General features: G+C 51.3%; 17 protein-coding genes, 2 pseudogenes and 1 riboswitch. Of the genes and pseudogenes, 12 read left to right on the top strand and 7 right to left on the bottom strand.

All coding sequences use genetic code 11. From position 1 onward, the window contains the following. The first annotated feature begins 54 nt into the window (after positions 1 to 54). Complete coding sequence (locus KNP02_RS01520; protein WP_214706606.1) at positions 55 to 498, top strand: DUF86 domain-containing protein; 444 nt, start codon at positions 55 to 57, stop codon at positions 496 to 498. Between the two features lie 4 nt (positions 499 to 502). Further along, on the top strand, positions 503 to 1,273 hold the full coding sequence (locus KNP02_RS01515; protein ID WP_214706604.1) for a TIGR01457 family HAD-type hydrolase: 771 nt from the start codon (positions 503 to 505) through the stop codon (positions 1,271 to 1,273). Between the two features lie 33 nt (positions 1,274 to 1,306). Here KNP02_RS01515 and KNP02_RS01510 read toward each other — a convergent pair whose 3' ends face one another. After that, positions 1,307 to 1,564: a NifU family protein gene (locus tag KNP02_RS01510; RefSeq protein WP_232819607.1), complete on the bottom strand. Its 258-nt coding sequence runs from the start codon at positions 1,562 to 1,564 to the stop codon at positions 1,307 to 1,309. A 96-nt stretch (positions 1,565 to 1,660) separates the two neighbouring features. Between KNP02_RS01510 and KNP02_RS01505 the strand changes: the two genes are divergently transcribed. Beyond that, positions 1,661 to 1,954: a DUF1462 family protein gene (locus tag KNP02_RS01505; RefSeq protein WP_138859124.1), complete on the top strand. Its 294-nt coding sequence runs from the start codon at positions 1,661 to 1,663 to the stop codon at positions 1,952 to 1,954. A gap of 38 nt (positions 1,955 to 1,992) precedes the next feature. Here KNP02_RS01505 and KNP02_RS01500 read toward each other — a convergent pair whose 3' ends face one another. Beyond that, positions 1,993 to 3,423 (bottom strand): S8 family serine peptidase, encoded by a 1,431-nt coding sequence (locus KNP02_RS01500; RefSeq protein WP_214706596.1) that lies wholly within the window; start codon positions 3,421 to 3,423, stop codon positions 1,993 to 1,995. A 237-nt stretch (positions 3,424 to 3,660) separates the two neighbouring features. Beyond that, positions 3,661 to 4,716 (bottom strand): NAD(P)/FAD-dependent oxidoreductase, encoded by a 1,056-nt coding sequence (locus KNP02_RS01495; protein WP_034778394.1) that lies wholly within the window; start codon positions 4,714 to 4,716, stop codon positions 3,661 to 3,663. 97 nt (positions 4,717 to 4,813) lie between these two features. On the opposite strand from KNP02_RS01495, the gene KNP02_RS01490 reads away from it, so the two are divergent. Beyond that, entirely contained in the window at positions 4,814 to 5,050 is a 237-nt protein-coding gene (locus KNP02_RS01490) for a YuzB family protein (protein ID WP_021065517.1), read from the top strand. 210 nt (positions 5,051 to 5,260) lie between these two features. Then, on the top strand, positions 5,261 to 6,472 hold the full coding sequence (locus KNP02_RS01485; protein WP_214706594.1) for a NupC/NupG family nucleoside CNT transporter: 1,212 nt from the start codon (positions 5,261 to 5,263) through the stop codon (positions 6,470 to 6,472). Between the two features lie 112 nt (positions 6,473 to 6,584). Here the strand turns inward: KNP02_RS01485 and KNP02_RS01480 are convergent, their stop codons facing one another. Then, a complete protein-coding gene (locus tag KNP02_RS01480; RefSeq protein ID WP_214706661.1) occupies positions 6,585 to 7,109 on the bottom strand; it encodes a nucleotidyltransferase family protein in 525 nt (174 codons plus the stop codon). A 129-nt stretch (positions 7,110 to 7,238) separates the two neighbouring features. Further along, positions 7,239 to 7,826: an ECF transporter S component gene (locus tag KNP02_RS01475; RefSeq protein ID WP_031199812.1), complete on the bottom strand. Its 588-nt coding sequence runs from the start codon at positions 7,824 to 7,826 to the stop codon at positions 7,239 to 7,241. Positions 7,827 to 7,985: 159 nt separating this feature from the next. Continuing rightward, a riboswitch (FMN riboswitch) is annotated at positions 7,986 to 8,127 on the bottom strand. A 97-nt stretch (positions 8,128 to 8,224) separates the two neighbouring features. Here KNP02_RS01475 and KNP02_RS01470 point away from each other — a divergent pair. Continuing rightward, entirely contained in the window at positions 8,225 to 8,581 is a 357-nt protein-coding gene (locus KNP02_RS01470) for a HesB/IscA family protein (RefSeq protein ID WP_029595119.1), read from the top strand. 41 nt (positions 8,582 to 8,622) lie between these two features. Here KNP02_RS01470 and KNP02_RS01465 read toward each other — a convergent pair whose 3' ends face one another. Beyond that, positions 8,623 to 8,865 (bottom strand): hypothetical protein, encoded by a 243-nt coding sequence (locus KNP02_RS01465; RefSeq protein ID WP_029595120.1) that lies wholly within the window; start codon positions 8,863 to 8,865, stop codon positions 8,623 to 8,625. Positions 8,866 to 8,992: 127 nt separating this feature from the next. Here KNP02_RS01465 and KNP02_RS01460 point away from each other — a divergent pair, with 127 nt between their 5' ends. Continuing rightward, positions 8,993 to 9,847 carry an NAD-dependent epimerase/dehydratase family protein gene (locus tag KNP02_RS01460; protein WP_214706587.1) on the top strand — a complete coding sequence of 285 codons (855 nt, stop codon included), beginning with the start codon at positions 8,993 to 8,995 and terminating at the stop codon, positions 9,845 to 9,847. Between the two features lie 36 nt (positions 9,848 to 9,883). Here KNP02_RS01460 and KNP02_RS01455 read toward each other — a convergent pair whose 3' ends face one another. After that, positions 9,884 to 10,861 carry an NAD(P)/FAD-dependent oxidoreductase gene (locus tag KNP02_RS01455; protein WP_214706579.1) on the bottom strand — a complete coding sequence of 326 codons (978 nt, stop codon included), beginning with the start codon at positions 10,859 to 10,861 and terminating at the stop codon, positions 9,884 to 9,886. A gap of 266 nt (positions 10,862 to 11,127) precedes the next feature. Here KNP02_RS01455 and KNP02_RS01450 point away from each other — a divergent pair, with 266 nt between their 5' ends. From KNP02_RS01450 to ptsG (KNP02_RS01430), 5 genes and pseudogenes are all read left to right on the top strand, one after another. Continuing rightward, on the top strand, positions 11,128 to 12,339 hold the full coding sequence (locus KNP02_RS01450) for an NAD(P)/FAD-dependent oxidoreductase (protein ID WP_214706576.1): 1,212 nt from the start codon (positions 11,128 to 11,130) through the stop codon (positions 12,337 to 12,339). A 123-nt stretch (positions 12,340 to 12,462) separates the two neighbouring features. Beyond that, a complete protein-coding gene (locus KNP02_RS01445; RefSeq protein WP_021065526.1) occupies positions 12,463 to 12,780 on the top strand; it encodes a YuiB family protein in 318 nt (105 codons plus the stop codon). 105 nt (positions 12,781 to 12,885) lie between these two features. Continuing rightward, positions 12,886 to 13,731 (top strand): glucose PTS transporter transcription antiterminator GlcT, encoded by an 846-nt coding sequence (gene glcT, locus KNP02_RS01440; protein WP_214706654.1) that lies wholly within the window; start codon positions 12,886 to 12,888, stop codon positions 13,729 to 13,731. 216 nt (positions 13,732 to 13,947) lie between these two features. Next, positions 13,948 to 15,447: pseudogene (gene ptsG, locus KNP02_RS01435) on the top strand (glucose-specific PTS transporter subunit IIBC); the annotation flags it as partial. A gap of 140 nt (positions 15,448 to 15,587) precedes the next feature. After that, positions 15,588 to 17,525, top strand: a pseudogene (gene ptsG / locus KNP02_RS01430) (glucose-specific PTS transporter subunit IIBC); the annotation flags it as partial. Positions 17,526 to 17,638 lie beyond the last annotated feature (113 nt).

The following is a 17,638-nucleotide window of genomic DNA, read 5'->3' as shown; positions in this document are numbered from 1 at the left end:
GATTCTTTTCTCAAACGAGAAAAAGGATTACTATAGGAGGCAGGGGGGATTACGATGTATTTTGTGAATAGACAAAAGATTAATGAGACGTTGGCTCATATGGAGACGATGCTCGGACGACTTGATCAATTAGAGGGGGACGCCTTCACGGTCGAACTGGCGAAACAGCGGTTGGCCGTCCATTTGATGGAAGGCGTGATTGATGTCGGCAACTCGATGATTGATGGCTTCATCATGCGCGACCCGGGCAGTTATGAGGACATCGTCGATATTTTGCTCGATGAACGCGTGCTCGATGCCGAGACGGCAGTAGCCGCAAAAGCGCTCGTGGCGCTACGGGCTCATTACGTCCGGGAGTTCGTCACGGCAGACTCGGACCGATTCGACGCTTGGGTCGAGCGCTATAGAGCGACGTTCGAGGCATTCCCAGAGCAGGTCCGGCATTATATCGAAGTGGAACTTGGACCTGTGTCAGCATTTCTACCAGAAAGCGAGTGATTGGATGGATTCGATTAAAGGATACTTATTTGACTTAGACGGCACGATTTATGCGGGGACAGCCCCGATTCAAGCAGCGGTCGATTTCGTGAATCGACTCGAAGCAACGGGCTTCCCGTACTTGTTCGTCACGAACAATGCGTCGATGACGCCGAAACAAGTGGCAGATAAGCTCGTCTCGATGGGTGTACATGTCACACCGGAGCACGTATTGACGAGCGCCATGGCGACGGCCCGTTACATCGAGAAGATGACGCCGGGCGCGACGGTTTACATGATTGGGGAAGACGGCTTGCGTTTAGCGCTTGAAGAACGTGGCTTCCACGTGACGGAAGAGGCGAAGGCGGACTATGTCGTCATCGGGCTCGACCGCCATATCACTTACGAGAAGTTGGCGAAAGGCGCACTCGCGATTCGTTCCGGTGCCCGCTTCATCTCGACGAACGGCGATATCGCCATCCCGACCGAACGTGGCTTTTTGCCTGGGAACGGGGCGCTCACATCCGTCTTGGCTGTGACGACGGAAAAAGACCCATTCTTCATCGGAAAACCGGAACCGGTCATGGTCGATATCGCCCTTGAGATGATCGGTCTCACAAAAGAAGAGGTCGTCATGGTCGGGGATAACTATCATACCGACATCTTGTTCGGGATCAACGGTGGACTCCGGACGCTTCATGTCAATTCGGGCGTACACGGTCCGGCCTTTATCCAAGAACAAGAAAAGCTCCCGACCTATATGGTCGAAAGCTTAGATGAATGGACGCATGCATGAAAAAAAAGGGATGACTCACGTCTCCCTTTTTGTTTAGAATACTTGTTCGACTTCAACGATGCCAGGTACTTCTTCGATGAGCGCACGCTCAATCCCGGCTTTCAAAGTGATGGTTGAAGATGGGCAGCTGCCGCATGCACCCATCAAACGAAGTTTGACGATGCCTTCTTCCACGTCTACGAGTTCGACGTCACCGCCGTCGCGAAGCAAGAACGGGCGTAATTTATCGAGTACTTCTTGGACTTGATCAAACATTTCCATGGTATCTACCCCTTTCTGGTTCCCTTTCATTCTAGCAAGTTTGAGATTGTTTCTCAATCATTAACGCTGAGCGTTTTGTGACGATGTCACTTCTTGAATTTTGTATAATAGGAGAGAACAGGGGGAATGGACATGAAAATCACGGTATATGGGGCTGAGGTGCAGTGTGCGAGCTGCGTCGGGGCACCTAGCTCGATCGAGACATATGAATGGTTGCAAAGTGCGCTTGCCCGGAAATATCCGGATCAGGCGTTCGAGTTCGAGTACATCGATTTCGAGACGGCTGACGACGACATCGCTGAGGCGATCAAGCAAGACGAGTGGTTTTATCCGCTTGTCCTCTTGAATGGGGAAGTCGTGGATGAAGGGGTCGTCCAGTTACGAAAAGTCTACTCGGCCATCGAGCAGACGACAGCATGAAAAGAGTCGAGCGACGATTGTCGTTCGACTCTTGTTCGTTACAGAAGGCGGAACGATGACGTCGCCGAACCAGCCGTGTAGCCAGTGAGCGTCGCATCAGCCTTCACTTGGTACGTGCCGCGCTGTGATGAAGAACTTGTCGAGAGCGTGAACGTGATGGCGCCTGTCGAACTTGTCTTGCCTGTCCCTGTGAGCGTCGTGCCGTAAGGTTGTGTGACCGTCACACGGACGTCGGCGTTTGCGACCGGTTGGCCGTTCGCGTCCCGCACCGTCGATGAGATCGATACTTGCTCACCCGCGTAATAAGTCGACTTCGATGTCGATACTGTCGTCGCGAGTGCTTGAACAGGTTGTGACGTCCCACCAGACGTTGGAGCTTGGACGAGTCCGTTTCCGAACCAGGCGTCGCGTCCAACCGCGCCAAGGTCGATCGAGTCTTGTGACAGTTTTGAGCGGAGTTGTGCGCTCGACAACGTCGGGAACGCTTGCTTCATGAGAGCGAGGTTACCAGCGACGTACGGAGTCGCCATCGATGTCCCGCTCATTTGGCCGTATCCGCCAGTTGCGAGTGTCGAGTTAATGCTCACGCCTGGTGCCGCGACTTCGACCGTGCTGCCTGTAGCCGAGAATGAAGCGCGATTGTTGTTGATGTCCGTCGCTGCGACAGCGATGGCCGAGCTGTATCGGGCCGGGTAGTTGACGAGGTCGCCCGATCCGTCGGTGCGTCCGTTGTTACCGGCTGCCGCGACGACGAGGATGCCAGCATTATTGGCACGGTCGACGACTTGTTGGAGCGTTGAGGATGGACTCGTCGTCCCGAGACTCAAGTTGATGACGTCCATATCGTTCGTGATTGACCAATCGATCCCGGCGATAATACTCGATAGGCTACCGCTACCGTTCGCCTCGAGTGCCTTGACGGCGTAAATGCTCGCCTCGTGGGCAATCCCGACGGTCCCAATGCTGTTGTTACGGGCCGCGATGATACCAGCGACGTGCGTCCCGTGACCGTTGTCATCCGCGTACGAGCTCGTGACTGTGCTGAATGAGGCACCGCCCGAAATCGTCAAATCAGGATGCGGCGAGATCCCCGTATCGACGACCGATACTTTCACGCCTTTCCCGGTGTATCCGCTCTGCCAAGCCGATGGGGCTTTCAACTTCGGGATGCCCCAGTCTTGCGTCTGGTTTTCGATTTGCACTGTTTGATCGACTTCCACGTGGGCAACGTTCGGATTGTTCTTCAAGCCCTTCAAGGCAGCCTTCGGTACTTCGAGGGCAGCGGCCGGAAGATTTTTGTACTGTTGGCGAACTTCCATGCCTTCGATTGAGAGCGGGATGTTCTTCGCTGACTCTTTGAAGACGACGATGACGCGTTCTTTCGATTTGTTGGGAGCAGCTTCCGCGGCTTCCGGGACGGTTGACAAGACGAGCAATGAGGCGAGGACAGTGCTACAGATTTTTTTCAACTTGTTTCCTCCTTCGGGTTATGTAGGCGAGGCGACACGAAGTCGTTCGGCCGTGACCCTAGAGTAACAAGTTTTGCCAACGGGTAGAATATGTCAATCGAATCAATAATCTGAATATTTAGATAAGGATACAGGGGATTCAGATACAAGACTTTTGGCTCAACACGACGGTGGCTGAACGACAAATGGATTGCTTTACACTAAAAAGGATCGACCGAGATGGCCGACCCAGGCATGTTATTTAATGACTTTATGTTTCCAAAGAATTCCGGACTTGAGCAACCGTGCGACTTTTCCGGTGAGCGATTGCTTGCCCATGAAGACGCCGAATCCGGCCTTCTTCCCAAGCGATCCTAACGTGCCTCGGAGTTTGATATCCGGCAAATCCGGATACCCGACACCTTTCCATTTACAGAGTAGCACTTGGACGATCTGTTCGGCCTGCGCTTCCGCGAGCTGACCCGAAGGTGCATACGGCAGGCTGGCGTTGTCCCCGACGACGAAGATGTCGGGCTGTTCCGGGACGTAGTGGTGTGGTGTCAATTTGACACGTCCACCCCCATCGAGTTCCCAACCTTGGTTGCGGACGACGGCGACCGGTTGAATCCCGGCGGTCCACACCGTCAAATCAGAAGCGAAGTGCTGTTCATGGTTCCATAACCCATCGGCGTCGACCCGGACGATGTTCGAGTTGTTGATGACTTCGACACCATGTTCCTCGAACCAAGACTGGACATACATCGAGACTCGGTTTGATAGGAACGATAGGACGGACGGGCCGCGGTCGAACAAACGGACCGTCAAGTCGGGACGACTCTCGCGCAGCTCGCTGGCGAGCTCGACACCGGACAGGCCGGCACCGACGATCGAGACGACCGATCCCGGAGATAGGCCGTTGATTGCTTGTTGGGTCTTTCGTGATTCTTCTAACGTTTGGATGCTGTACGTGAACTCGGCGGCACCGGGTACGTTATGGTACTTGTCCTCGCAACCGAGGCCGATGACGAGGTCGTCGTACGGCACTTTTTCCCCGCTCGCGAGCAGGACCATTTTGTCCCCCGTATCGATATCGGTGACTTGGCCGTATATGTAGTCGACCTCTTCTGGAAAATCGATGCGGATGTCACGATCCGACACGGTCCCCGCCGCAAGTGCATAATACTCTGTTTTTAATCCATGGTAAGGCAGACGGTCGATGAGTGTGATCGATACGTCCTTCAGCTGATGGCCGAGGACACGTTCGATTACACGCATACCCCCGTAACCGCCTCCCAAGACGACTAATTTGCGCATAAAAATCCCCCTTTGTTACACTTCAACTGTATCATGTTATAATACGCCGTAGAAGAACCATTTTCCTGCTTTGAAGGAAAGGGGAAGGGTGAATGACATGATGAATCCGATCATTGAGTTCTGTGCCTCCAATTTAGCGATGGGTTCACAAATCGCCCGCGCCAAATTAGAGTCCGATCCAGACTTAGACGTCGTCGAATATGGCTGTACGGGCTACTGCGGCGTCTGTTCGCTTGACTTGTTTTGTCTCGTCGATGGTGAGGTCGTGACCGGGGATACACCGGAACAACTCGTGACGAATGTATATGAAAAAATTGAAGAAATGGCATGGTGAAAAAGTTTGAAGGACCTTCAAACTTTTTTTATTTTGACCGTTTTGACCCGTTGCATTTTTAAAAAGGGTCTGTTATATTCAAAGAGGTTCGAATGTAGGTTGTCTGACGTTTAACAACAGAAAAAGAAAGCGTTTCAAACGGTAGGACACATCTCGATTCGGGTATATCACATTATCAGGTTTCCCCAATATGAAAGGAGCACAACACCAATGAATATCATGAGTGTGGTTGGTATTTTGGCACTAATTGGAATCGCTTACATCTTCTCGACCAACCGTAAAGCCATCAAATGGCGCACCGTGCTTGCCGCTTTCGCGGTACAGTTTACGTTCGCCTTCCTCGTCCTCTTCACTACAGTAGGACGTAACGCATTAGAATGGATCTCAGGCGGCGTACAAAGCGTCTTGAACACGGCGAACGCCGGGATCAGCTTCGTCTTCGGTACAGCTGTCGGCGGAGACAACTTCGTCTTCGCGTTCCAAGTGTTGACGATTATCGTCTTCATGTCGTCACTCATCGCACTTCTCTACTATGTAGGTGTCATGCAGTGGGTGATTCGTATCCTCGGTACGGCTCTCGCCAAAGCACTTGGCACGTCACGTAAAGAGTCGCTCTCAGCGACAGCGAACATCTTCGTCGGTCAGACGGAAGCACCGCTCGTCATCAAACCTTACCTTCCAACGATGACGCAATCGGAACTCTTCGCTGTCATGGTCGGTGGTCTCGCCTCGGTTGCCGGTTCAGTTCTTGCTGGATACGCTGCTCTTGGTGTACCGCTCGAGTACTTGCTCGCAGCGAGCTTCATGGCTGCTCCTGCTGGTCTCATGTTCGCGAAAATCATCGTCCCGGAAACAGACGTACCGGATGACGATATCGAAATCGCTGAAGATGAAGAGAACAAGGCAGCGAACTTCGTCGATGCAGCCGCTCGCGGTGCCTCTGACGGTCTCTTCCTTGCATTGAACGTCGGTGCGATGCTTCTCGCCTTCGTTTCATTGATCGCGCTCGTTAACTTGATTCTCGGTGGAATCGGTGGCTTGTTCGGTTTCGACGGTCTCACGCTTCAATTGATTCTTGGTTATGTGTTCGCACCTCTCGCATTCGTGATCGGTGTGCCATGGGCAGATGCTGTTCAATTCGGTAGCTTCCTCGGACAAAAACTCGTGTTGAACGAATTCGTCGCTTTCTCTGAATTCGCACCAATCATCGGTTCTGGTGATCTCTCGGCACGTACGGAAGCTATGATCGCGTTCGCACTCTGTGGATTCGCCAACATCTCATCACTCGCCATCCTTCTCGGTGGTCTTGGTGGAATGGCGCCGAACCGTCGGAACGACATCGCGCGCATGGGTGTCCTCGCGATTCTCGCAGGTACGCTTGCCAACTTGATGTCAGCGACACTCGCTGGTCTTCTTCTCTAATCAAACACGGTATACTCAGAGTGATCACTTCGGTGGTCACTCTTTTTTGTTGTGACGTTTATGAATGAACAGCAAAAACCGACCGTAAGGCGGTCGGTTTCACTAGTGTTTATCATCCCTGACGAGGTATATCCACTTCTTGGAGTCTCGGCCAAGTGGCTTGCCAATTCTTTTTATTGATCCGGGCTCGATAAATATGATGGTGTGAAGCGTCGTTCGCAAAGGCCGGGGTCGGTCGTAACTTTAGTTCGACTATGTCGTCGATACCGTAAGGGGCGGCCAGCTTCAAGCGTCCGCCCGCATCAAGACTGACACCGATGGCCGTGACCGTCTCAGGGAAATGGGCCAAGGCGTCGACCGCAGATTGATACGGTGGCAATTGATTGACCAGATGCATGCGGGCCTGGTTTTTGACCGACCAAGGGACGTTCGGTAACAGGTCGTGCAGTTGTGCCTCATACTGTTTTTCAATCGCCTCGTCGATGTGAGATCGGTCAAAGTAGATGACATCGACGTCCTCGGTCGGCGTCGGTACTTCGTAGCCGTGCGCGTCATCCCATATTTTTGCCCGCACGTATCCGGCACAAATCCACCAATCGGGTAAACCGAGCGAAGCGACGATTGTCAACAGACGCATCAGTTCCACATCAGTCTCTAAAAAATGGGTCACATCTTCAGTCGTGTTCAATCCATCTCCTTCTATTCTCTCATTAGCATAGCGTACCTATACAAAAAGCACCTAGACTGATGTCCAGGTGCTTTACGTTTAAGCTTGAAGTTGCATGCGCTGGCGTTCGATCCACGGCTTCAATTTGAGGAAGAGTGGGACGAACAAGGCGCTGATCAACAACGCTTTAATGAGGTTGAACGGCAAGATACCGTATAGGACGAGGTCCGTTTTGACAGCCGGTTGTGCCATCTCGGTCATGCCAAAGAAGAACGCGTAGGCTGGTAAGATGAGCAAATAGTTCAAGATCGCCAAGCTGAGTGCCATCGTGATCGTACCGGCCACGAGGCCTGAAGCGAGCGCTTTATTCGTTTTACGTTTATGGTAGAACCATGCGACCGGATACATGAAGGCGACACCTGCAAAGAAGTTTGCGACTTCGCCGACCGGAACGCCGCCACCGTTGAAGACATAGTAGAGGACATTTTTTAGAGCGACGACCACGACGCCTGCGAGTGGGGAGAACACGATCCCGGCGACGAGCGCGGGAATGTCACTGAAATCCACTTTTAGGAACGGTGGTAGGAAAGGCAGCGGGAAGTTAAAGAGCATGAGGACAAAAGAAATGGCCCCGAGCATCGATAGCGTCACCAGTGTTGTCAATCGTTTGTTGCGCGTTGTTTTCATCAAAATCTCTCCTTTTGTCGCTCCTTGATGAATGGCACCCGTCGCATAGAAAAACCCGATTGTATCAAACAATCGGGAGAGTTTACGCGCATACGAAATAGATGTTCTCGTCGGTGTTTAGACCACGCCGAAGAAAACATCCGGATATCGGTCGGATGCCGCCATCTTCTCCCATCCAGACTTTACTGTCGGCTTTCGAATCTCACGAAATCAGCAAGCAACGCCTTGCTCGCTCACGGGCTGAGAAGAACTAGTCTTCAATACCGCCGGTCGGGAATTTCACCCTGCCCCGAAGATGGAACGATTTAATTTTTTTTGTTACAGTTTAGTTATACAAGATATTTCACAAAATCTCAAGTCAGTTGACTTGAAGTTAAGATAACGAAGGAGGAGTTCAGATGATTCATTTGACAGAATCAGCCGCATTACAAGTCATCGATATGATGAAACAGACCGAACGCCCCGACGACCAGTACTTGCGGATTAAAGTGCAAGGAGGCGGGTGTACCGGCCTGTCTTACGGGATGGGGTTTGATGAGGATAAGACAGACAAGGACGTTCAGTTTGACCACTATGGTGTCCGTGTCATCGTCGCGGAAGCCGATCACGGGGTCGTCGACGGTCTCGAGATTGACTATAAGCAGTCGATGCTCGGAGGCGGCTTCACGATTAAAAATCCGAACGCCATCGCCACGTGCGGTTGCGGCTCGAGTTTCCGGACGGCATCGAACGCCGGGACACCTGGGGATTGCTAAACGAAAGGCCAATCATGTCTCATGATTGGCCTTTTTTGTATTCAGTCTGTCTCTTCAATCAGAATTAATCGAATGAGTTTCGAAGCCGCGTCTAACTCGATTTGATGTTGCCAAGGACGAAACGCTGTGATTTTACACGTGTCGTTCGTGATGCGGAACGAACAGACGCTCTCTTCCTCTTGGTCAAGGACCGAGTAACGGCTGAAGTCCGATAAGCTTTGGTAAATGGCATATTGTGTCGGTAATTCACACGACCATCCTTTTTCTAATGTGATCTGATGCATGCGTCTCGCCTCTTTCTTCTCTATATATATAAGAATAACAAAAATATTCAAGGATGTGGAAGATTAGTCGAGAGGATGCAAGGGAAAATGAAAAGAGATGTCATTTCATGTAGGAGGGGCAGGGACGATGAGAAAAGTATTGATTTTTGGTGGCTCACGCTATTTTGGAAAGCGGTTGGCGCTTCGGTTGGCGGAGGCCGGTGACGATGTGACGATTGTGACGCGTGGACAACTGCAAGTACCCGAGGCGGAGGGCATCCGGTCGATCAGAGGGGACCGACAGTCGGTGGCGACGATGAAAGATTTGTCACGCGACCATTACGACCTCGTCTATGACAATATTTGCTTTAACCCGTACCAGGCAAAGATCGCCTCGGACGCTTTCATGGACCAAGTCGGTAAATATGTGCTCACGTCGACGATGTCGGTTTATGCGCCAGGCGCCGAGTTGAAAGAAAGTGATTTCAATCCGCTCCATCATGACTATCATCTCGAATCCGAACATGATTACGGGCAAGGGAAGCGAGAGGCTGAATCTTATTTCTTCCATCGCGCCTCGTTCCCGGTCGCGACGGTCCGCTTGCCAATCGTGCTCGGACCCGACGACTATACAGACCGTCTCAAGTTTTATATCGACGCCGTCCGACGGGAAGAGCCGATCGTACTGCATCACCCGGAAGCGAAGATGGGGTTCATCTCAAGCTTTGAGGCGGCAGCCTTTCTAGAATGGGTCGGTCGGGCGAACGTGACCGGACCGTTCAACGCGGCGAGTGAAGGGGTCATCTCGCTCGGGGCACTCATGGAACGGATCGGCCATCACTTAAATAAACCGGTCCAGATCATCAAAGATGGCGAGTCGTCGCCGTACGATACGGACGTCGACTATTATATGTCGATTGCCGAGGCGAAAAAGGCCGGGTTCGTCTTCACCCAACTCGACGACTGGCTCGACCGGGTCATTGTACAAACAATCCGCAAATGAAAAATGGCCCTCATCATCGCGATGAGGGCCACATCGTTATTTCCCGGCAAATACCGAAGTCGAATGTTGTGGGTGACGCGCTGTCGGGTCGACGAGCTGCTTCACTTGGTTGATGGCGATCGGGGCTTCACCGAAGCCTGTCGCAATCAATTTCACTTTTCCTTCATAAGTCGCGATGTCACCACAGGCGAAGATGCCGGCGACCGTCGTCTCCATGCGTGAGTCGACGCGGATCGTGTTCTTCTCGAACTCCATGCCCCAGTTTTTGATTGGGCCGAGCGATGAGACGAAACCGTAGTTACAGATGAGGTCGTCGATTTCGACGAATTTCGATTCGCCGTCTTTGTCCGTCAATTCGACCGACTCGATGTGTGTCTCACCTGAAAGTGACTCAATGTTATATGGCGTCCACACGTTGATCGTCGAGGCCTTCATTTGCTCGACCGTATGCTCGTGGGCACGGAAACGGTCACGGCGGTGAACGATATGGACTTCCTTGGCGATGCCTTCAAGCATGAGCGCCCAGTCGACGGCAGAGTCGCCGCCGCCAGCGATCATGACGCGGCGGTCGCGGAACTTCTCCATGTTGTCGACGAAGTAATGAAGGTTGGCATAATCTTCGCAACCATCGATGCCGAGCGGTCGTGCGGCGAATGCCCCGTTCCCGGCCGTGATGATGATGGCTTTCGTATGGTACTCATCCTTGTTCGTCGTAATCTGGAACGTGCCGTCTTCAAGACGTTCGACCGTCTCGACCGTCTCCCCGAAGCGATAGTCCTGCTCGAACTGATCGGCTTGGGCTTTTAATTGGTCAATCAAATCTTGGGCTTTCACTTTCGGGAAACCGGCGATGTCGTAAATATATTTTTCTGGATACAGTGTCGATAATTGTCCGCCGAGCTGCGGCAAACTTTCAATCAACGCCGTATCGAGTTGGCGCATACCTGCATAAAATGCGGTGAACAGTCCGACCGGGCCGCCACCGATGATGATCACATCTTTCGTCGATTTCATCGAATTCCTCCTCAAAACGTATACATCCATTATAGTGACAATCGTGAATTAAATCCATTCTGTACAAACATCCTATACATTCAAAAAAAATTCAAGAAGATAAGCTTTTCCATTGAGAAAACGAAATAAACAGCGTACAATGAACGAGAAGCAATTGTGAACATTGGTTGAACAAGGTTTAGGCTTTATTGTGAACATTCATGTGAAAAAACACACAACGTGATTGTTCAAGAAAACAAAACTATCAAAACAAGGTGGAAATGAACATGAAACGACCTAACATTGTTATTCTTGGCGCAGGTTTCGGTGGACTCATCACAGCGGTGAACCTCCAGAAGACGCTCTCAGCTGGCGACGCGAACATCACGCTCATCAACAAGCATGATTACCATTACCAGACGACGTGGCTCCATGAACCAGCGGCCGGAACGATGAAACCGGAGCAAGCTCGTATCTACATCAACGACGTTGTGAACCCGTCACGCGTGAAATTTGTCAAAGGGATCGTCGATCGCGTCGATACTACGGCTAAACAAGTACTCCTCGCAGACGGCTCGACTGTTGAATATGATTATGTCGTGTTCGCACTCGGCGGCATTCCAGAAACATTCGGAATCCCAGGCCTCAAAGAGAACGCGATGACAATCAGTTCATTGAACAGCGTCCGTAAAATCAAAGAACATATCGAATACTCATTCGCACAATACAAGACGAACGGGTCGGCTGACCGCTCGTACGTGACAATCGTCGTCGGCGGTGCAGGTTTCACAGGTATCGAGTTCCTCGGTGAGCTCGTCAACCGTGTCCCTGAGCTTTGCAAGCAGTATGACGTGCCACGTGAAGCGGTTCGTATCGTGAACATCGAGGCGGCTCCGACCGTCCTTCCTGGTTTCGACCCAGAACTTACGACGTATGCACAGAAATGGCTCGAGCGTAACGGTGTCGAGATGAAACTCGGCAACGGCATCAAAGGCGTTGAGCCTGGCGTCGTCACGTTCGGTCCGCTTCAAGGCGACACGACGGAGACGATCGCAGCGAACACGATCCTTTGGACAGGTGGCGTGAGCGGTAGCCCGATCATCGAGAAATCTGGTTTTGAAGCGGTCCGTAACCGTGTCATGGTCGAGGCGGACAACCGTGCCCCTGGTCACGACAACGTCTTCATCATCGGTGACTGCTCGGCTGTCATGGATCCGGTCTCAAACCGTCCATACCCGCCGACTGCTCAAATCGCGACGCAACAAGCGCACAACGTAGCGAAAAACATCGCGGCGCTCATCAACGGAAAATCGACTTCGAAATTCACGTATGAGAGCAAAGGGACAGTCGCTTCACTTGGCCATAACGACGGCATCGGCATCGTCATGGGCAAAAAGATCTTCGGTCGCAACGCTTCATTCATGAAGAAAGTGATCGACAACAAACACTTCATCGAATTGAAGAAGTACGGTCTCGTCCTCAAAAAAGGTAAATTCTAAGCAATATGACCAAGTAGCCCGCTCATCCGAACGGGCTACTTTTTTGATGACGCCTCATGGTTCACCTTTGACCTAAGAGAGGGCGATTCGGTATAATAGACAACGGGAAAAGGGGGCAATCGCATGCATATCATCCAGGCTGTCATTGGGGCGATTCTTTATTTGGTCATCTTCTTCAGCATCGGCTTCATTTTGAACATGCTACTTAAAAAAACATGGACGCTCGTGTTCATCTATCCGATTTTCGTCATTATGATGATTGATAACGTCAAGCTCTCGAGTTACATCACGGAGACATCGACCGCGCTCGCCAACGTTTACGAACGGGTGCTCGGACTTCAGTTTTTGGATGTGTTCATGCTTGGTTTCGGACTGCTCGGTGCGATTTTGGCCGGCGTCACGATCCGCTACTTGCGTAAGAGTGGTTACTCAATGTTTTAAAGACGGCAGAAATGTTCGTCTTTTTTGTTTTCTGCCTACTTTTTTAGAAGGCGAACCGATATACTAGATAAGATAACGATTTAATTAGTAAGGGATGCGATGAGAATGACATTACCGATGTATACGATCAAGAAAGTGTTGAATAATAGCGTTGTCATTTGCCAACATGATCCGGAACCGGAAGTCATTCTACTCGGGAAAGGGATTGGCTTCGGCAAGAAAGCGGGCGATCTCGTCGACCCGGCCAGTGTCCCGGAGAAAGTGTATCAACTGACAGACAAAGAAGAACAATCTCAATACCGTGAGCTCGTCAAACACGTCGATGAAGACTTTATTGCCTTCATGCAAGAAATCGTCGGGTTTATCGAGAACAACACAGGTAAAAAAGTCGATCAACATATCCATATCGGTTTGACCGACCACTTGTTCTTCACGATGAAGCGAATCGAACAAGGGATGGAAGTGACAAATCCGTTCTTGCTCGAGACCGAATCGCTCTATCCGAATGAATACGCCTTGGCTGAACGAATCGTCGATATGATTCACGAGCGGCTCGACGTGCTGTTGCCCGATGCGGAGATCGGATTTATCGCGCTCCATATCCATTCGGCGACGACGTTTAAAAACGTCCTCGATGTCAACCGGCACAACCAAATCATCGGGCAAATCGTTCAGACGATTGAGAGTCGTTTGAACGTCAAAATGGACCGGAGTTCACTCGATTATAAGCGCTTACTTCGGCACTTAAGGTACGCCGTTGAGCGGGTTGCGACGGGTGAGATGGTGGAGGCCCCACAAAAAATTGAAAAGGTATTGCGCGAAGAATATCCGCTATGCTATAGTACTGCTTGGGAGCTGATGGGCATCATGGAACGCGAATTAAAGCGTCCTGTCCCGCGAGGTGAAGCGACATATTTGACGATGCATCTCCAGCGCCTAACAAGTAGATAACTGATACCACGTATCTTACGTGTTACTGATTCGATCAGGCATGAGTAAGGAGTGGAACGCAATGATGTCTCCATTAGGAGAGGTCTACGTTCTATACCTTATTCATGCCTGTTTCTGTTTTTATAAACGTTTATTATGAAAACGTTTAGATACGTCGGTTGTCTGACATCTACAGTCGTCTTTCCGCACGAAACAATCACAAAAGGAGGATTTATCATGTTTAAGCAGATCTTTGGTGTTCTTCAAAAAGTCGGTAAAGCACTTATGCTTCCTGTAGCGATCTTGCCGGCAGCCGGTCTTCTTCTTGCATTCGGTAACGCGATGCAAAACCCGGCCCTTACATCACGCGCTGGTTGGTTAACGAACGAAGGCATTGTGAAATTCGCTCAGCTCATGGAGCAAGCGGGTGGCATTATCTTCTCGAACTTAGCACTCTTATTCGCAGTCGGTGTCGCAATCGGTTTAGCAGGGGACGGCGTTGCCGGACTTGCAGCCATCGTCGGATTCCTCATCATGAACAAAGTTATGGGTGTTTGGCTCGAACTCACACCTGAAATCATCGCACAAGGTGATCCGGCTTACGCATCAGTACTCGGGATTCCAACGCTCCAAACTGGGGTATTCGGGGGGATTATCGTTGGTCTGATAGCCGCCTGGGCATATAATAAGTACTTCAACATCGAATTGCCGCAATTCCTTGGCTTCTTCGCTGGTAAGCGTTTCGTCCCAATCGTTACTGCAGTATTGGCAGTTGTCGCTGGTTTCGTCATGCTTCTCATCTGGCCACCAGTTCAGCACGGCTTGAACACGTTCTCAAACTTCATGTTGACTGAAAACCGCACATTCGCGGCATTCATCTTCGGTTTGATTGAACGTTCATTGATTCCATTCGGTCTTCACCACATCTTCTACTCACCATTCTGGTTCGAGTTCGGCTCGTACACGGATGCAGCGGGTAACATCGTTCGTGGTGACCAAGCGATCTTCTTCGCACAAATTCGTGATGGCGCTGAGCTCACAGCCGGTACATTCATGACTGGTAAGTACCCGTTCATGATGTTCGGTCTTCCAGCAGCAGCACTCGCAATGTACCACGAAGCACGTCCTGAACGTAAAGCAGTCGTCGGTGGTCTCTTGGCTTCGGCAGCACTTACATCGTTCTTGACTGGTATCACTGAGCCGATCGAGTTCTCATTCTTGTTCGTTGCTCCACTCTTGTTCGCAGTACACGCAGTCTTCGCTGGCCTTTCGTTCATGGTCATGCACATCTTGAACGTCAAAATCGGGATGACGTTCTCGGGCGGTTTGATCGACTACCTTCTCTTCGGTGTACTTCCTAACCGTACAGACTGGTGGCTCGTCATTCCAGTCGGTCTCGTGTTCGCAGTCGTTTACTACTTCGGATTCCGCTTCGTTATCCGTAAGTTCAACCTTAAAACACCGGGCCGTGAAGATGAAGTCGTTGAGCAATCAACTGCTACAGGTTCGGAACTTGCACAAGATATCCTCGTTGGTTTCGGTGGTTCACAAAACATCAAACACCTTGACGCATGTATCACACGTCTCCGCGTCGAAGTAAAAGATAAGAGCCAAGTCAACAAAGAAGAGTTGAAACGCCTCGGGGCAGCTGGTGTCCTTGAAGTCGGTAACAACGTTCAAGCCATCTTCGGACCACGTTCGGATGCATTGAAATCAGAAATGCAAGCGGTCATCGCTTCAGGTAACGAAAAGAAAGCAAACTGAATGAAGCTATAAGCCAATCCATTATGGATTGGCTTTTTTTGTATGGGTGAAACGGTTTCAGCTTACTGGCAGATGGGGAAAAGTAAGTATTCTGACAAAAAGAGGGAACCATGATGTGGAAGAAAGTGTTTGGTGTTTTGCAACGAATCGGGAAGGCACTTATGCTTCCGGTTGCGATTCTACCGGCAGCCGGTCTATTACTCGCATTTGGTACCGCGTTCCAAAACCCTGATCTCGTTTCGCTCTTGCCTTTCTTGGCAAACGATTCACTCGTCCTCGTCTGGCAAGTTATGACAGATGCTGGGGATATCGTGTTTGCCAATCTAGGTCTATTGTTCGCCGTCGGTGTCGCCATCGGGCTAGCCAACGGGGACGGTGTTGCCGGGTTAGCAGCTATCGTTGGTTATTTGATTATGAACAAGGTTATCAGCACGTGGAACGGTATTACCGCGGAAATCGCCCAGGGAGACCCGGCCTATGCCACGGTACTCGGGATCCCGACGCTCCAAATGGGGGTATTCGGGGGTATTATCGCAGGTCTCATTGCCGCATTCGCGTACAACAAGTACTTCAACATCAAGTTGCCGGATTTCTTAGGGTTCTTTGCAGGGAAACGGTTCGTGCCGATCGCGACCGCCGCGTTCAGCTTGGTGATCGGGATTGCGCTCGCCTACATTTGGCCGCCAATCGGTTCAGCGATCAACACGTTCTCGAGCACGATCATTGAAGCGAACGTCGCGGTCTCCGCCTTCGTCTTCGGTTTGGTCGAGCGTTCCTTGATCCCGTTCGGTCTGCACCACATCTGGTACTCTCCGTTTTGGTTCCAGTTCGGGGAATATACGAACCAGGCGGGAGACCTCGTCCAAGGGGACCAACGGATCTTCTTCGCACAATTACGTGATGGAGTCGAGTTTACGGCCGGTACGTATATGACCGGGAAGTTCCCGTTCATGATGTTCGGATTGCCTGCCGCTTGTCTCGCCATGTTCCACACGGTCCCGAAAGAGCGTCGCAAAGACGTCGAAGGACTTTACTTCTCAGCAGCCCTCACCTCATTCTTAACGGGAATCACCGAGCCGGTCGAATTCTCGTTCGTCTTCGTTGCACCTCTACTCTTTGGTATTCACGCCGTCTTTGCTGGACTATCCTTTATGACCATGCACTTGCTTAACGTAAAAATCGGGATGACGTTCTCGGGCGGACTCATCGACTATCTATTGTTCGGAGTGTTGCCGAACCGGACAGCCTGGTGGCTCGTCATTCCAGTCGGCCTCGTCTTCGCGGTCATTTATTACTTCGGGTTCCGCTTCGCCATTACGAAGTTCGACTTGAAAGTGCCGGGACGTGAAACCGTCGCCGAAGGCAAAGGCGCCCGTGCCGTCGTCGGAGACGATTTACCGTACGAAGTGCTCGTCGGTCTCGACGGACCTGAAAACGTCAAACACCTCGACGCCTGTATCACGCGTCTTCGCGTCACCGTGAACGATGTGAAACAAGTCGATAAAGACTTGCTCAAAGATTTGGGAGCGGCCGGAGTACTCGAAGTCGGAGATAATATTCAAGCCATCTTCGGACCGAAATCGGATACGCTCAAATCGCAAATCGCGACCATCATCGAGGGCGGCGAATACAAACCGAAAGAAAAAGCCGTCATCACACCAGAAGCGGCCGAACATGCCGATCATCGCTTCCTCGCCCCGATGTCGGGTGTCATCTTGTCACTCGATGACGTTCCGGACCAAGTCTTCTCGGGCCGCATGATGGGTGAAGGGTTTGCCATCGAACCGAGTTCAGGACAAGTCGTTGCGCCGGTCACGGGACAAATCACGACGTTCTTCCCGACGAAACATGCGATCGGTCTACTTGCGGACGATGGACGCGAGATTCTTATCCATGTCGGACTCGATACGGTCAATCTGAAAGGCGAAGGTTTCGTCGCCAAAGTGAAAGAAGGCGACCGCGTCGAAGCGGGGGATGTCTTGCTCGACGTTGACCTCAATTTGATTCGTGACAAAGTCCCATCGCTCATCACGCCGATCATTTGGACGAACGGAGACGGTAAAATCGTCGTCGTCCCATTCGGAGAGACGGTCGTCGCCGGTGAAGCGCTCGACTTCAGAACGGATGATAAAGGAGCCGAGTAAACAAAAAAGAAGCTCTCGCA

The organism is Exiguobacterium sp. s40 (assembly GCF_018617905.1).
Classification (GTDB): Bacteria; Bacillota; Bacilli; order Exiguobacteriales; family Exiguobacteriaceae; genus Exiguobacterium; species Exiguobacterium mexicanum_A.
Note: the sequence above shows the minus strand (reverse complement) of the source record. Positions and strands in the feature narration are given on the sequence as shown.